This window comes from Spirillospora albida, from assembly GCF_000718255.1.
GTDB classification, from domain to species: domain Bacteria; phylum Actinomycetota; class Actinomycetes; order Streptosporangiales; family Streptosporangiaceae; genus Spirillospora; species Spirillospora albida.
In genome coordinates, this window is record NZ_JOFJ01000016.1 from 45,155 (window position 1) to 58,516 (window position 13,362).

The window sequence follows — 13,362 nt, forward strand, 5'->3', positions numbered from 1 at the left end:
GTCCTCCGGGCGGTCGCGCCCGCGACCCGCGTCAGACGGTGTGCCCGCGGCCCGCGGGGGCCGGAGTGGACGGAGCGCTCCGCGGGGCGGCGCCGGCGTGGAAGAGCCGGTCGGCGGCCGACAGGCGCAACTCCTCCAGGACGGTGATCTGCGACCGGGCGCGTTCCTCCAGGAGCCGCAGCTCGCTCGGCCTCAGCCCGGACGCCTCGTCGGCGAAGGTCAGCAGGGTGCGCCAGCACGCGGCCTTCCCCTCGACGCCGATCCGCAGCGCCTCCAGCTCCACCAGGTCGGTCAGCGGCGAGCGTCCGGTGATGCGGCCGTTCGGCTTGAGCCGTCCCGCCTTCTCCGCCGCCCACCCCGCGACGCTCTTGTAGCGCCTGACGGGCACCCCGAGCGAGACCATGATCGACAGAAGCGCTCCGCGGTCGGCGGCGATATCGGTCGCCAGCCGCCGCAGCGGCCCCCCGAGGGCCGAGTTCCGGTGCGCCCGGGCGGTGCTCGCGATCCGGTCCACACCGATCGCCGCCCCGGCGAGGTGGTCGTTGAGGTAGATCGTCAGGAACCGATGAACGGCGCTGCTCTCCATGTGCGGCCCCTACCCCGCCGTCGTCCCGCTAACAGCGGCACCGGCGGCGGGCTCGTGGCCGGCGAACGCGGCGCCGCACGAGGGCCGGGAACGCGAACGGCGGGCGCGCCCCAAAGGGGCACGCCCGCCGCTCATGTCGCCACTAGGCGGGAACGATGTTCTCCGCCTGCGGGCCCTTCTGGCCCTGGGTGACGTCGAACGTCACCTTCTGGCCCTCCTGGAGCTCGCGAAAGCCCTGGGCCGCGATGTTGGAGTAGTGGGCGAAGACGTCGGCGCCGCCGCCGTCCTGCTCGATGAAGCCGAAGCCCTTTTCCGAGTTGAACCACTTGACTGTGCCGGTGGCCATGGCCGCCTCCTGTTGGTCGGTCCCGACCGTACGACATGCACGGCCGGTGACGCCGCGATGGCCCATCCGGAAGATCCAGAACAACAAAAAAGCGCCCGCAGAAAGGATCCGGCAGGCGCAATGTCTATGGGAACCGCAACTTCTTCGACTGTAGCACACGCTTCCGGGAGGGGCACAGCCCGGTGACGCGGGTCATGAAGATTTTTCCGTCGGGTGGTGGTGAACGTCCCCGAAATTCCCCGGCGAGGCGCATACTGGCAAGTAATGGAACACAGTGCACGCGCCAGGCGGCGCCACCTGCCCACCAGTCCCTTCCAGCCTCCGGCTCCGGCCCCGCCGGCCAAGGAGTTCGAGCTCGAGGACCAGGTCACCCACGACAAGTACGGTCTCGGCCGCGTTCTGGCCGTCGAGGCCGGACGGGCCGTCCTGGTCGACTTCGGAACCCGCAAGGTCAAGATTCTGGCCCCGTTCGCGAAGCTCTACAAGCTCTAGGAGAACCCGTAGCGACGGGCCGCGGAACGTCCGCCTCCACGGCGGCGCGGAAGGAAATTCGGCGGCGGCGCGAACCGGTCGAGATCGTGAAGATACCCGGCCGGGATTTCGGGCTGCCCGGCTGCCGGAACCGTCCGCTGTCGGTGGCCCGCCGTAGGCTCGGCCCATGTCCAGGCGACGTTTCGACCAGGCCGTGCTCCGCATGCGGGGCGATGACCCGCGGGCGCGCGGGGACGGGTTCGACTTCCTGCGCGAGCACGCCGACGCCTACGCCGACGAGCTGATCGCCGAGTTCGCCGCGGAACGCGACGACCACGACCTCCGCCGCCTGCTGCTGGAGCTCATCGCCGAGGCCCGCGCCCCGCGGGCGTTCCTCCTGCTGCGGGACGAACTGCGGAACACCGACGAGGCGCTGCGCTTCTGGGCGGCCCGGGGCCTGGAGATGCTCGACACCCGCGAGGCCGACGACGTCCTCGACCGGGCCCGCGCCGACGGCTGGATCGACTGATCCCGTGATCAGGCGGGGTAGTTCGGGTGCCCGAAGCCCACGATGGTTCCCATGGTGCGCTTGCGGGTCACGACCTTGTCGCTGATGTTGCCCTCGACCGTGGACACGCTGCCGTCCGGGTTGACGGCGGTGACCATGCCGACGTGGTCGATGCCCGAGATGGCGCGCCCGCCGTTCCAGTCGAAGAAGACGTAGTCGCCCAGGCGGGGCTTGCGGTCGAACCGGCCCTGCTCGTCGAACCAGGCGGCGTGGGCCGGGGTGTAGGCGAAGACGCCGGTGACCTTCTGGGCGCCGTGCTGGGCCGCCGCCCAGGTGAGGAACATGTCGCACCAGGGCGCGGCGGCGAAGCCGGCCTGCCGGGTGTACTTGCCGTACCACGTCCCGAAGGACGAGGTGCCGTCGCGGGCCTCTCCCTCGCCGACCCGGCCGAGGGCGGTCGCGACGATGCGCTGCGCGGTTGCGGCCCCGCCCGGAGCGACCGGCTGGACCTGCGCGGGCAAGCCCTGCTGGACGGTGGAGGACGGAGCCCGCTGCGGGATCACGACCTGTACCGGGCGCCTCGGCGGGGTCTTGATGCGCTCGTTGAGTTCCGAGATCCGGGAGTTCAGCCAGTCGGACGGGGCCGCGTCGAACGTCCGTTCGCCCAGCATGCCCGTGGAGGCGGTGCCGGCGTTCCCGGGCTCGGGGGTCGCGTGAGCGGTGCCCTGGGAGAGGGTGGCGAAGCCGGCGGCGGCCACGCCGGTGAGACCGAGCAGGACGGTCCGGCGGAGGTGGCGCCGTCCTGGGAGGGGGTACGGCAGAGCGGACAAGTGGCGTTCCTCATCTTCTGCGCCGCCTGCGCTGCGGGGGTGGGAGGTGCAGATGGCGGCCCGTGCGTTTCGGGGTGACGCACGTCCATCGGCGGTGGCCGGCGGCTCTTGAGGAACTCCGGTGCCCCGCGTCAGCGCCGGGAGGCCGGGACGGTGTGTAGTCCTGGTTCGTGCGGGTACCGCGCTGTCACCTCGCCGCTGCCACAGCGGTAACGGCTCTGCAAAGCGGGAGCGATCATGTCAGCACGACCGATATCCATGTCTCACGGCAGAACCGGGACGACCCGGACGCCGATCCAGCTGGCCGCTCTGGTGGTCGGCGCGGTGTTCCTGCTGGTCGGCATCCTCGGGTTCATCCCGGGCATCACCACCGACTACGACACGATGAAGTTCGCCGGGCACGAGTCGGAGGCCCGGCTGCTCGGCCTCTTCCAGGTGTCCGTCCTGCACAACATCGTGCACGTCCTCTTCGGGGCGGCAGGGCTCGTGCTCGCCCGCAGCGTGTCCGGCGCGCGCGGCTTCCTGATCGGCGGCGGCGCCGTCTACCTGGCCCTGTGGCTGTACGGGATGGTCGTCGACCACCACAGCACCGCCAACTTCGTCCCGTTCAACACCGCGGACAACTGGCTGCACATGGTCCTGGGCCTGGGCATGATCGCCCTCGGCCTGTTCGCCCCCCGGGGCCGCGGCACCCGCGCCTGACGCCGCTCGCGGCCCGCGCCCCGCTACGGCCCGCTCGGCGGATCGTGGCGGGGCGGGCGCGGACGGACGCGGCGGACGGCGTCCGCGCCGGTCGAAGCAGGTGGGTCGCGTGGGACTCGAACCCACAACCTACGGATTAAAAGTCCGGAGCTCTGCCAATTGAGCTAGCGACCCGTCGTGACAGGGTACCGAGATCGGCAACGGGTTGGCGACGAGGTTATCGCCTGCCGGGCCGGGGCCGCGGTGCCCGAGTGACCGCAGGGTACGGAAGGGCTCGGGGTGCACGCGCGTCCCGGGCGAACGTGAAGGCCCCCGTGCGTGCACGGGGGCCTTCACGTTCGGCTCAGTAGCCGGGGCGGACGGCGCCGCTGAAGTTCCGCTTGTAGTAGCGGTTCAGCTTGACCTTCTTGACGCGCTTGCCGGAGCTGGGGGCGTGGATCATGTAGCCCTTGCCGACGTAGATGCCCATGTGGGTGCGGCCGCCGTAGAAGAACAGGAGGTCGCCCTTGACGGCGCCCTTCCAGGAGACCTTGTACTTGACCGAGCGGTAGATCTGCTGCGTGGTGCGGGGCACCTTCACGCCGGCCTTCCGCCAGGAGCCTCCCGCGAGGCCCGAGCAGTCCCACTTGCCGGGGCCCGTGCCGCCGTAGCGGTACGGGTCGCCGATCTGCTTGTAGGCGTACTGGACGGCGTACGCGGCACGCTGCTTCTGCTTGGCGATCCTCGCCTGAGAGAGCTTCGCGGCGGTGACGGGAGCCTGCCGGGACGGGGCGGCCGCCTCGGCGGGGGCCGCGGTGAGCAGGGACGCGCCGAGCGCGAGCACCATGCCACCGGCCACGGACATGCCGGTCTTCAGGGGGTTTCGGGGGGTATGCAGAATGACTCCAGACCTCGCGGACGATGCCTGCCGGGGCAGCCGTCACCGCTGGAAGGGTGACGGGGATGCCGTGCGGCGCTGAGGGCCGCCTCCGGCTCCGTGCCTCGTGACTGCACGGACTCGGCGAATCGACGGCGGCCGCTGCGGGGGGACGGCCTTCGGGGCGTCACTGGCCGCGCGTCGGGGGGTGCGTCTTCTGTTGTCGTGGGCGGCTGACGATGCCGCGAACCGTTGAGGAACGTAGCCAGGGTTCGCGGGGCGTGGCAAATCTCGAAGCCATTGCATTGGGTGGCGGGTGCTCGGCGCGCAGGTCTGATCAAGCCGCTGCCTGGCGTTTCTCGGAAGTTCTGTGAGCTGGGACACAGTTCTACAAAGGGGCTGCTGGGACGGGGTGCGAGGCGTGATCTTCAGAATGAGGAGCGGTGCCGGAATTACGGGCGGTGATAAAGGACACCGACCGCATTGGTTAATCGTTCTGTGATGATCGCCACACCGGGTGATGGCCGGATCCGGTCATCGCGGCGGCGTTGACGGACCGTGCTCGGGCGCTTGTGATCCGTGTAGGTCACGTCGTGAGGAGCCCCCCGTGCGCCCAGCTCTCGCCGCCGTCCTCGCCGCCCTTCTGGTGATCTCGCTCTCGTCCCCGGCGTCCGCCGGGAAACCCGCCACCGTCCCGTTCCCGCCCGGATTCCTGTGGGGTGTTTCCACGTCCGGCTTCCAGGGCGAGGGTTCCTTCCCCGATTCCAACTGGACGCGCTACGTGGCGAGAAAGGCACGCGGAGTAGAGCATCCCTATGGGAACTCCGTCGATTTCCTGCACCGGTACCCGAGCGACCTGAAGCTCGCCAGGGGGCTCGGAGTGAACACCTTCCGGACGTCCCTCGAGTGGGCGCGGATCGAGCCCCGCAAGGGGTTTCGCGATCCGAAGGCGCTCGCCTACTACGACGATCTCGTCCGGCGGATCAAAGCCGCCGGGATGCGGCCGATGCTCACCCTCGACCACTGGGTCTACCCCGGCTGGGTGGACGACCAGGACGCCTGGCAGAACCGGAGGACCGAGCGGGACTGGCTCCGCCACGCCCGCTTCATCGTCGACCGGTACAAGGGCCAGGGCGTCATCTGGATCACGTTCAACGAGGCCAGCGCCTACATCTTCAAGGAGTTCACGACGCGGCCGCTGAACGTCGGCCAGGTGGTGACGATGCGCGACGCCCTCATCCGGACGCACCGCGCCGCCTACGACATGATCCACGAGGTGGACCCGGGGGCGCCGGTGTCGGCGAACGTGGCCTACGGGTCGCTGATCAACGGGCTGTTCGACGCGGCCCTGTTCAACGACACCACCGACAAGCTCGACTTCATCGGCATCGACTACTACTACGGGGCGAACCTGCAGAACCTGACGGCCGTGTACACGCTCACGAACGAGCTGTGGAAGATCGACCCCGAGCCGGAGGGGATCTACCACGTCCTGAAGAACTACCAGCGGCGGCTGCCGCACCTGCCCGTCTACGTCGTGGAGCAGGGGTGGCCGATGGACGACGGGAAGCCCCGCGCGGACGGCTACACGCGGTCCGACCACCTCCGCGACCACCTGTACTGGATCCAGCGCGCCATGGCCGAAGGCGTGAAGGTGATCGGCTACAACTACTGGAGCCTCACCGACAACTACGAGTGGGGCAGCTACCGGCCCCGGTTCGGGCTCTACACCGTGGACGTCCGGACCGACCCGGCGCTGACACGCCGTCCGACCGACGCCGTGCCCACCTACCGGACGATCATCGCGAACCGGGGGGTGCCGAAAGGGTACGTGCCGGTGCGCAGGCCGGGCTGGTGCTCGATCGAGGATCCCATCGCCACCTGCTTCGGGACGACGCCGACACCGCCCGCCGGGGTGGCGCCGCGCTGACGCCGGGGCGGCGCCGCGCAGGCCGTCCGCACCGGATTGACCGCGACCCGAATGACCCGCCCTTGACCGGGTACCGCCATCGCTACCACCGACAACCCGGGGGAGCGCGTGGGGGAGACGCAGACACGGCAGGGGGAGGCGACCGTCGCCGAGACCGTCGCCGATGCCGTCGGCAACGGGCTGCTGGTGTCCCTGAAACGCGCCGCGGCGGCGATGCTGGACGCGGGGGTGGACTTCGCGCTCGCCGGCGGGTTCGCCGCCTACGCGCACGGCGCGGCCGTGTCCACCCACGACGTCGACTTCGTATTGTGCGAGGAGAGCGTCGGCGCGGCGGTGGAGGCGCTGTGCGCCGCCGGGATGCGCCATCAGGAGAGCCCGGAGAACTGGCTGGAGAAGGTCTACGACGGCGAGCACCTCATCGATCTCATCCACACGCCGTCGGGCCGCCCCGTGGAGCCCGAGCTGCTCGGACGGGCGGAGCGGATGACGGTCGGGGCGGTGCTGATGCCCGTCCTGCCCGCGACCGAGCTGGTCGTCATGCGGCTGCTCGCGTTCACCGAGATCGCCTGCGACTTCAGCGGCTTCCTGCATGTGAGCCGGGCGCTGCGGGAGCAGGTCGACTGGCCGTACGTGGCGGAGCGGACGGCGTCGTCCCCGTACGCGTACGCGTTCCTCACCCTGCTGGCCCGGCTCGACGTCATCGAAGGGAGCGTGCTGTGACCGAGGGATATGTGTCGGCGCACATCCAGGAGAGCGTGGCGCATCACGCGCACGAGCTCGGCATTCGGGTGGACGTCCGCGGCGACGTGGTGCATCTGAGCGGCGAGGTCATGAGCGAGGACCGGCGGCACGCGGTCGAGGAGGCGGCGCGGGCCGCCGCCGAGGGCCGGCGGATCTGCAACGAGGTCCATGTCACGTCGGCGATCGAGCCGGAGGGGGAGGAGACGCTTTCATGATCCGGGTGGCGGCGGCGGGCGACCTGCACGTGGGACCCGAGGTGGCCGGGGCGTACCGGGAGCGGCTCGCGGGCCTGCGCGACAGCGCGGACGTGTTCCTCGTCGCGGGCGACCTGACCCGGCACGGGACGCTCCAGGAGGGCCGGGTCGCCGCGGGCGAGCTCCGCGATCTCGGCGTCCCGGTGGTGACGGTGCTCGGCAACCACGACTACCACTCCGACGAGGAGGAGGAGATCACGGACACGCTGCGGGACGCGGGCGTCATCGTCCTGGAAGGGGAGTCGACGGTCCTCGAGATCAACGGGCTGACCCTCGGCATCGCGGGCGGCAAGGGCTTCGGCGGCGGGTTCGAGGGCCGGTGCGCGAGCGATTTCGGGGAGCCGGAGACGAAGGCGTTCATCCAGCACACGAAGGACTTCGCCGGACGGCTCGGAGCCGCGCTCCTTGATCTGGACACCGATGTCCGGGTCGCCCTCACGCACTACTCCCCGGTTCCGGACACGCTGGAAGGGGAGCCCCTGGAGATCTACCCGTTCCTCGGCAGCTACCTGATCGGTGAGGCGATCGACGCGCCGGGGGACGTGGCGCTGGCCGTCCACGGGCACGCCCACAAGGGGACGGAGAAGGGCCTCACGAAGGGCGGGGTCCGGGTCAGGAACGTGGCGTTGCCGGTGCTCCAGCACGCGTACGCGGTGTACTGCCTGGAGTTGGGCGAGTCGGCGGGAGCGCACTCGCTCTCCGAGGAGCCCGTTTCGGTCTAGGACCCGCGTTCGCGGAGCAGGTCGAGGACGGCCTGCTCGATGGGGCCCTGGGTGGCGAGCTGGCCGACCTCCGCGTCGACGCCCAGTTCCCCCAGGGCGGGCGCGATCGTTCTGCCCTCTTCGTACAGCTCGATGATCCTGGGGTCGATGTAGGACGCGCGCGCGACCGCGGGGGTGTTGCCGAGGTACCGCGCGACCTCCTTGACGACCCGGACGATGGCCCGGTTCCGCGCCGTGTCGCTGCCGGCGGCCCGCACCGAGACGGCGAGGCCGACGGCGGCGAGGACGGTGGCGTGCCAGGTCCGGAAGTCCTTGGCGGTGAAGTCGCCGCCGGTGATCTCCCGGATGAAGTCGTTGATGTCGGACGCGGTGACGTCGTGCCAGCCGCGGTCCGTCCGGTAGGCGAGGAGTTCGGGGGAGTCGTCCGGGCGGCGCCGCAGCCCGTGGACGACCTTGCAGACCTCCTCGTCCGCGACGCGCTGGAAGCGCTCCTTGGAGCCCTTGGCCGGGTAGTCGAACGCGACCTCGCCCTTGCCGCAGGTGACGTGCTCCCTCAGGACGGTGGCGAGCCCGTAGGTGCCGTTCTCCGCCGCGTACGCCTCGCTGCCGATGCGGAAGAACCCGAGGTCGATCAGGCGGACGGCGGCGGAGAGGACGCGCTCGCGCGTGTACCCGCGTCCGGCCAGATGGGTCGCGATGGTCGCGCGCACATCGGGCAGGCGCTCGGCGAGTTCCAGGACGTGGTCGTGCTTCTCCTTGTCGCGCTGCTCCCGCCAGGCGTCGTGGTAGAGGTACTGGCGGCGCCCGGCCGTGTCGGTGCCCATCGCCTGGATGTGGCCGTCGTGGTCGGGGCAGATCCACACGTCCCGCCACGCGGGCGGGATCACGAGCGCCTTGATGCGCGCCTTCTCGGCCGGGTCCTTCAGGGGGTGCCCGTCCAGCCCGATGTAGCGGAACCCCTTGCCGCACTTCACCCGCCTGAGTCCCGGCTCGGCGGGGTCGCTGCGCCGCAGATCCATCCGCTCAGCCCGGGTGGATCTCGCCGCCGGCGGGCACCAGCGTCTGCCCGGTGTAGTAGGACGACAGGCGGTTGGACGCGAAGAAGACGTACGACGGCGCGATCTCGTCCGGGTCGGCCGCCCGTTCCATGGGAGCCTGCTTCCCGAACCCCTCCACCTTCTCGTCGGGGAACGTGGCGGGGATGAGGGGCGTCCAGACGGGGCCCGGCGCGACGCAGTTGACGCGGATCTCGCGATCCTGGAGGTTCTGCGCGAGGGACTGGGCCAGCACCATCGCGGCGCCCTTGCTGGCCGCGTAGTCGATCAGCTCCTTGTTGCCGCGCAGCCCGTTGATGGAGCCGGTGATGATGATGGACGAGCCCTTCCCGAGATGGTCGAGCGCGGCCTGGACCGTCCAGAAGAGGGCGTAGACGTTGACCTCGAAGGTCCGGCGCAGCTGGGCGTCGTCGATCTCGCGGACGTCCTTCACCGGGGCCTGGGTGCCGTGGTGCAGGACGAGCACGTCCAGCCCGCCGAGGTCGCGGACGGTGTGCTCGACCACCTGGCGGCAGTGCCGCTCCTCGGCGAGGTCGCCGCCGAAGGTCGCGCACGTGCGGCCCTCGGCCCGGACGAGCTCCGCCGTGCGCCGGGCGTCGTCGTCCTCGCTGAGGTAGGTGAGCGCGACGTCCGCGCCCTCCTTGGCGAACGCGACGGCCACCGCGCGGCCGATGCCGGAGTCGCCGCCGGTGATCAGGGCCCGGCGGCCGGCCAGATGCCCCGCGCCGGTGTAGTCGCGCATCTCGTCGCGCGGTTCGGGCGACATGTCCTCGGTGCGCCCCGGGTAGGGCTGGGTCTGTGCGCGCGGGGTTCCGCTCATCCGGTCGTTCCTCCCCCTGGGATCCGTCCTGGCGGGCGGGTGCCCGGAGGCGCGGGGGGCAAACATCCCCGTATGGTGACCCACAGGTAACTTCGCGGTCCGCTAGAGGGCGGGCCGTGCGCAGAGCCCGGGGTGACGTCTGGGTAACATCACCCCGAACCACATTCGGTCCCTGACGTAAGGTGCTGCTTATGGAACTGAACGGAGTTTCCGCCGTCGTATCCGGTGGCGCGAGCGGCCTCGGTGAGGCCTGCGTCCGCACGCTGGCCGCCGCGGGCGCCAAGGTGGTCGTCGCCGACCTCAACGAGGACAAGGGCAAGAAGCTCGCCGACGAGATCGGCGGCGTCTTCGTCAAGACGGACGTCTCCAGCGAGGAGCAGGTGCAGGCCGCCGTGCAGGCGGCCGTCGACACCGGCGCCCCGCTGCGCGTCATCGTCAACAGCGCCGGCATCGGCTGGGCCTCGCGGACCGTCGGCCGCGACGGCACCCCGCACGACCTCGGCCAGTTCGAGACCGTCATCAGGATCAACCTGATCGGCACCTTCAACCTCATGCGGATCGGCGCCTCGGCCATCTCCAAGACCGAGCCGGCCGACGCCGACGGCCTGCGCGGCGTGGTGATCAACACCGCGTCCGTCGCGGCGCTAGAGGGCCAGACCGGCCAGGTCGCCTACTCGGCGTCGAAGGGCGGCATCGTCGGCATGACGCTGCCCGCCGCCCGCGACCTCGCCGCGATCGGCGTCCGCGTCAACACCATCTGCCCCGGCATCATCGACACGCCGATCTACGGCGAGGGCGAGGCCGCCGAGGCGTTCAAGGCCAAGCTGGCCGCCCCCGTCCCGTTCCCGAAGCGCATGGGCAAGGCGTCGGAGTTCGCGCACCTCGTGAAGTCGCTCATCGAGAACGACTACATGAACGGCGAGACCATCCGCTTCGACGGCGGCATCCGCTTCCAGCCGAAGTGAGGCACTGAATGACCGACGCTGTTCTGACCGAGGAGGACGGCGCCGTCCTCGTCATCACGATCAACCGGCCCGAGGCCCGCAACGCCGTCAACGGCGCGGTGGCCCAGGGGATCGCGGCGGCGCTGGACGAGCTGGACTCCCGCAAGGACCTGTCGATCGGCGTCCTGACCGGCGCCGGCGGCACGTTCTGCGCGGGCATGGACCTCAAGGGCTTCCTGACCGGGGACAACCCGATCGTGGAGGGCCGCGGGTTCGCCGGCATCGTCGAGCGTCCGGCGGCCAAGCCGCTGATCGCCGCGATCGAGGGCTACGCCCTGGCCGGCGGGTGCGAGATCGCGCTGTCCTGCGACATGGTCGTCGCGGCCCGGGACGCCCAGTTCGGGCTGCCCGAGCCGAAGCGCGGCCTCGTCGCGGCGGGCGGCGGTCTGCTGCGGCTTCCGCAGCGGATCCCGTTCCACATCGCCATGGAGATCGCCCTGACCGGCGACAAGTACCCGGCGGAGCGGATGGCCGAGCTCGGGTTCGTCAACCGGCTCACCGAGCCGGGCGGCGCGCTGGCCGCGGCCCGCGAGCTGGCCCTGAAGGTCGCCGAGAACGCCCCGCTGGCGCTCGCGGCGACCAAGAAGGTCATCGTCGAGTCCCCGACCTGGGGCCCGGACGAGGTGTGGAAGAAGCAGCAGGAGGTCACGCTGCCGGTCTTCACCTCCAAGGACGCCCAGGAGGGCCCGGCGGCCTTCGCCGAGAAGCGCAAGCCGAACTGGACGGGCGAGTAGCCCGGCGGTTCTCGCGGACGCCCGGAGCGGAAGAGCGCTCCGGGCGTCCGGCATTTCCGGCTTGCCGCCCGATACCCCTTACCGCGGGGTAAGTCATCCCGTACTCTTTTGGGGGCGCCTTACCTGATCTTGGGAGTGGACATATGAGACGGAACGCGGTGCTGGCCGGGGTGACGGCCCTTGCCTGCGGCGCCGGGATGGTCGCGGTCGCCGCGCCCGCCCACGCCGCGAGCTGGCGCAACATCGGCAGCTCGGCCCTGGCCTACAACGGCAGCAACGACCGGGTCGACTTCGCGAGCAAGGGTGTCGGCTGGAGCGTCGGCGCGGCCGGCTCGTTCTTCAGTCCGCAGGCCAAGATCGTCCGCTGGAACGGCTCGGCGTGGGTCGGCCAGACCAGCCCGGTCGGCTTCACCCCGACCGACGTCGCCGCCGCGAGCGCGAGCCGCGCCTGGATCGTCGGCTACAGCCTCGGCGGGACGCTCGGCCTCTACTGGAACGGCACCACGTGGGCCAAGGTCGCCTGGCCGGGCGGGGTCACCCTGCCCACCCAGGTCGCCGCCGCCACCGACGGCACCGCCTACTCGATCGGCGGGCTCGACTCGTCCGCCGGGGGCATCAGCGCCATTCTCCGCTGGACGGGCACCGCCTGGACGGACGCGAAGGTCCCGCTGCCCGCCTCGTCCTCCATCACGGCCGTGGACGTCAAGGCCAAGAACAACGTGTGGCTCGCGGGCACCACGACGAGCGGCACGACCGTGACCGGTCTCGTGATGCACTACAACGGCTCCACCTGGCGGACCATCAAGATCCCGGGATCGGTCGGCGTCCCCGCCTACCAGGCCGTCATGCACCGCATCGTGGTGAACTCGCCGACGAACGTCTACGTCCTGCGGGTCAAGCAGAACGCCCAGGTCACCAACGCGCTGCTGCACTACAACGGCAGCGCCTGGCGGACGGTCAACACCCCGCTGAACGCCGCCGGAATCGGCCTGTCCTCGGACGGGGCGAGCGGTGTGGTCATGCTCCCGATCACCACGGGCACCAAGACGCAGTACATGCACTACAGCGGCACCGCCTGGACGACCCTGAACGGCCCGGCCCGCACCGGCACCGTCCAGGCCGGCGACCTCGACCACCGTCCCGGCACGGCCGCGCTCGTCAGCGCCGGCACCGCGTCCACCCCCGAGAAGAAGACCCCCTTCATCGAATATTTCGGCTGACCTCGAGCGGCTCGGCCGGCAGGACGCCGAACGCCCGTCTCCCTCCTCGCGGAGGGGGCGGGCGTTTCGCCGTCCGGGTCAGTGCCAGCGCCTGGAGCGGTCCTTCTTGATCGCCGAGCGCTGCTTCTTGTGCTGCAGGCGGCGCTCGTTGATGCCGCGCGGGACCTTCTTGGGGATCCGCTTCTTGGGGGGCGGGGCCGTCGCCTCGGCCAGCAGGGCGGCGAGGCGGGCGCGTGCGGCGTCGCGGTTGCGCTGCTGGGAGCGGTACTCCTCGGCGCGGATGGTGAGGACGCCGCGGACGAGCCGTCCGGCGAGGCGGTTCAGGGCGCGGTCGCGCAGGACGTCCGGGATGGAGGGGGAGTTCGCCACGTCGAAGCTGAGCTCGGCGGCGGTGGCGCTGGTGTTGACATGCTGGCCGCCCGGCCCGGACGAGCGGGAGAAGCGCCAGCCGAGCTCGGACTCCGGGATGGAGAGCGAGCCGCTGACGAGGATCCGGTCGGACATGCCCCCGATTATCCCGTCCGGGGACGGAAGTGTCGTCCCGTTTTCATCGGGAGGCGTGTGGCGACAACTGCAAGTACTT

The 13,362-nt window shown here is 70.7% G+C and carries 17 protein-coding genes and 1 tRNA gene; 10 read left to right on the forward strand and 8 right to left on the reverse strand.

All coding sequences use genetic code 11. From position 1 onward, the window contains the following. Positions 1-31 precede the first annotated feature (31 nt). Positions 32-586: a hypothetical protein gene (locus IE99_RS0120915; protein WP_051712927.1), complete on the reverse strand. Its 555-nt coding sequence runs from the start codon at positions 584-586 to the stop codon at positions 32-34. Positions 587-728: 142 nt separating this feature from the next. Continuing rightward, entirely contained in the window at positions 729-932 is a 204-nt protein-coding gene (locus tag IE99_RS0120920; protein ID WP_030173400.1) for a cold-shock protein, read from the reverse strand. Positions 933-1,196: 264 nt separating this feature from the next. Here IE99_RS0120920 and IE99_RS0120925 point away from each other — a divergent pair, with 264 nt between their 5' ends. Together IE99_RS0120925 and IE99_RS0120930 are read left to right on the forward strand one after the other, a co-directional pair. Then, positions 1,197-1,424, forward strand: coding sequence for a hypothetical protein (locus IE99_RS0120925; RefSeq protein WP_030173403.1), 228 nt, complete (start codon positions 1,197-1,199; stop codon positions 1,422-1,424). A 166-nt stretch (positions 1,425-1,590) separates the two neighbouring features. Next, positions 1,591-1,932, forward strand: a complete 342-nt coding sequence (locus tag IE99_RS0120930; protein ID WP_030173406.1) for a HEAT repeat domain-containing protein — start codon at positions 1,591-1,593, stop codon at positions 1,930-1,932. An 8-nt stretch (positions 1,933-1,940) separates the two neighbouring features. Here IE99_RS0120930 and IE99_RS30540 read toward each other — a convergent pair whose 3' ends face one another. Next, a complete protein-coding gene (locus IE99_RS30540) occupies positions 1,941-2,741 on the reverse strand; it encodes a CHAP domain-containing protein (RefSeq protein WP_051712929.1) in 801 nt (266 codons plus the stop codon). Positions 2,742-2,999: 258 nt separating this feature from the next. Between IE99_RS30540 and IE99_RS0120940 the strand changes: the two genes are divergently transcribed. Beyond that, a complete protein-coding gene (locus tag IE99_RS0120940; RefSeq protein ID WP_030173410.1) occupies positions 3,000-3,443 on the forward strand; it encodes a DUF4383 domain-containing protein in 444 nt (147 codons plus the stop codon). Positions 3,444-3,544: 101 nt separating this feature from the next. Here IE99_RS0120940 and IE99_RS0120945 read toward each other — a convergent pair. Both IE99_RS0120945 and IE99_RS0120950 read right to left on the reverse strand, forming a co-directional pair. After that, a tRNA-Lys gene (locus tag IE99_RS0120945) sits at positions 3,545-3,617 on the reverse strand. 169 nt (positions 3,618-3,786) lie between these two features. After that, on the reverse strand, positions 3,787-4,287 hold the full coding sequence (locus IE99_RS0120950) for a C40 family peptidase (RefSeq protein ID WP_030173412.1): 501 nt from the start codon (positions 4,285-4,287) through the stop codon (positions 3,787-3,789). 619 nt (positions 4,288-4,906) lie between these two features. Here IE99_RS0120950 and IE99_RS0120955 point away from each other — a divergent pair. The 4 genes from IE99_RS0120955 to IE99_RS0120970 all read left to right on the forward strand — a co-directional run bounded on the left by IE99_RS0120955 (position 4,907) and on the right by IE99_RS0120970 (position 7,946). Next, positions 4,907-6,229, forward strand: coding sequence for a family 1 glycosylhydrolase (locus IE99_RS0120955; protein ID WP_037559845.1), 1,323 nt, complete (start codon positions 4,907-4,909; stop codon positions 6,227-6,229). Between the two features lie 108 nt (positions 6,230-6,337). Then, positions 6,338-6,949, forward strand: a complete 612-nt coding sequence (locus tag IE99_RS0120960; protein WP_245623294.1) for a nucleotidyltransferase — start codon at positions 6,338-6,340, stop codon at positions 6,947-6,949. Beyond that, a complete protein-coding gene (locus IE99_RS0120965; RefSeq protein ID WP_030173419.1) occupies positions 6,946-7,185 on the forward strand; it encodes a BON domain-containing protein in 240 nt (79 codons plus the stop codon). Before IE99_RS0120960 ends, IE99_RS0120965 begins: the two co-directional genes overlap by 4 nt. Then, the gene (locus tag IE99_RS0120970; protein WP_030173421.1) at positions 7,182-7,946 is read left to right on the forward strand and encodes a metallophosphoesterase family protein; all 765 of its coding nucleotides are present in this window, start codon (positions 7,182-7,184) and stop codon (positions 7,944-7,946) included. Before IE99_RS0120965 ends, IE99_RS0120970 begins: the two co-directional genes overlap by 4 nt. On the opposite strand, the gene IE99_RS0120975 is transcribed toward IE99_RS0120970, so the two are convergent. Further along, entirely contained in the window at positions 7,943-8,965 is a 1,023-nt protein-coding gene (locus IE99_RS0120975) for a DNA topoisomerase IB (RefSeq protein ID WP_030173423.1), read from the reverse strand. The two genes, IE99_RS0120970 and IE99_RS0120975, sit on opposite strands and share 4 nt — an antisense overlap. 4 nt (positions 8,966-8,969) lie before the next feature. Beyond that, positions 8,970-9,821, reverse strand: a complete 852-nt coding sequence (locus tag IE99_RS0120980; protein WP_030173426.1) for an SDR family oxidoreductase — start codon at positions 9,819-9,821, stop codon at positions 8,970-8,972. A 191-nt stretch (positions 9,822-10,012) separates the two neighbouring features. Between IE99_RS0120980 and IE99_RS0120985 the strand changes: the two genes are divergently transcribed. The 3 genes from IE99_RS0120985 to IE99_RS0120995 all read left to right on the forward strand — a co-directional run bounded on the left by IE99_RS0120985 (position 10,013) and on the right by IE99_RS0120995 (position 12,779). Beyond that, on the forward strand, positions 10,013-10,786 hold the full coding sequence (locus IE99_RS0120985) for an SDR family oxidoreductase (protein ID WP_030173429.1): 774 nt from the start codon (positions 10,013-10,015) through the stop codon (positions 10,784-10,786). 8 nt (positions 10,787-10,794) lie between these two features. Then, complete coding sequence (locus tag IE99_RS0120990; protein WP_030173432.1) at positions 10,795-11,559, forward strand: crotonase/enoyl-CoA hydratase family protein; 765 nt, start codon at positions 10,795-10,797, stop codon at positions 11,557-11,559. A 143-nt stretch (positions 11,560-11,702) separates the two neighbouring features. Beyond that, positions 11,703-12,779 (forward strand): hypothetical protein, encoded by a 1,077-nt coding sequence (locus IE99_RS0120995; RefSeq protein ID WP_030173434.1) that lies wholly within the window; start codon positions 11,703-11,705, stop codon positions 12,777-12,779. Positions 12,780-12,857: 78 nt separating this feature from the next. Here IE99_RS0120995 and arfB read toward each other — a convergent pair whose 3' ends face one another. Then, positions 12,858-13,283 (reverse strand): alternative ribosome rescue aminoacyl-tRNA hydrolase ArfB, encoded by a 426-nt coding sequence (gene arfB, locus IE99_RS0121000; protein WP_030173438.1) that lies wholly within the window; start codon positions 13,281-13,283, stop codon positions 12,858-12,860. Positions 13,284-13,362: the final 79 nt, after the last annotated feature.

Bases quoted from the DNA above. Each gene is read 5' to 3' on its own strand.
- IE99_RS0120925 (WP_030173403.1), top strand. From the start codon at position 1,197: ATGGAACACAGTGCACGCGCCAGGCGGCGCCACCTGCCCACCAGTCCC.
- IE99_RS0120930 (WP_030173406.1), top strand. From the start codon at position 1,591: ATGTCCAGGCGACGTTTCGACCAGGCCGTGCTCCGCATGCGGGGCGAT.
- IE99_RS0120980 (WP_030173426.1), bottom strand. From the start codon at position 9,821: ATGAGCGGAACCCCGCGCGCACAGACCCAGCCCTACCCGGGGCGCACC.
- IE99_RS0120970 (WP_030173421.1), top strand. From the start codon at position 7,182: ATGATCCGGGTGGCGGCGGCGGGCGACCTGCACGTGGGACCCGAGGTG.
- IE99_RS0120950 (WP_030173412.1), bottom strand. From the start codon at position 4,287: ATGTCCGTGGCCGGTGGCATGGTGCTCGCGCTCGGCGCGTCCCTGCTC.
- arfB (WP_030173438.1), bottom strand. From the start codon at position 13,283: ATGTCCGACCGGATCCTCGTCAGCGGCTCGCTCTCCATCCCGGAGTCC.
- IE99_RS0120990 (WP_030173432.1), top strand. From the start codon at position 10,795: ATGACCGACGCTGTTCTGACCGAGGAGGACGGCGCCGTCCTCGTCATC.
- IE99_RS0120940 (WP_030173410.1), top strand. From the start codon at position 3,000: ATGTCTCACGGCAGAACCGGGACGACCCGGACGCCGATCCAGCTGGCC.
- IE99_RS0120995 (WP_030173434.1), top strand. From the start codon at position 11,703: ATGAGACGGAACGCGGTGCTGGCCGGGGTGACGGCCCTTGCCTGCGGC.
- IE99_RS0120985 (WP_030173429.1), top strand. From the start codon at position 10,013: ATGGAACTGAACGGAGTTTCCGCCGTCGTATCCGGTGGCGCGAGCGGC.
- IE99_RS0120975 (WP_030173423.1), bottom strand. From the start codon at position 8,965: ATGGATCTGCGGCGCAGCGACCCCGCCGAGCCGGGACTCAGGCGGGTG.
- IE99_RS0120920 (WP_030173400.1), bottom strand. From the start codon at position 932: ATGGCCACCGGCACAGTCAAGTGGTTCAACTCGGAAAAGGGCTTCGGC.
- IE99_RS0120915 (WP_051712927.1), bottom strand. From the start codon at position 586: ATGGAGAGCAGCGCCGTTCATCGGTTCCTGACGATCTACCTCAACGAC.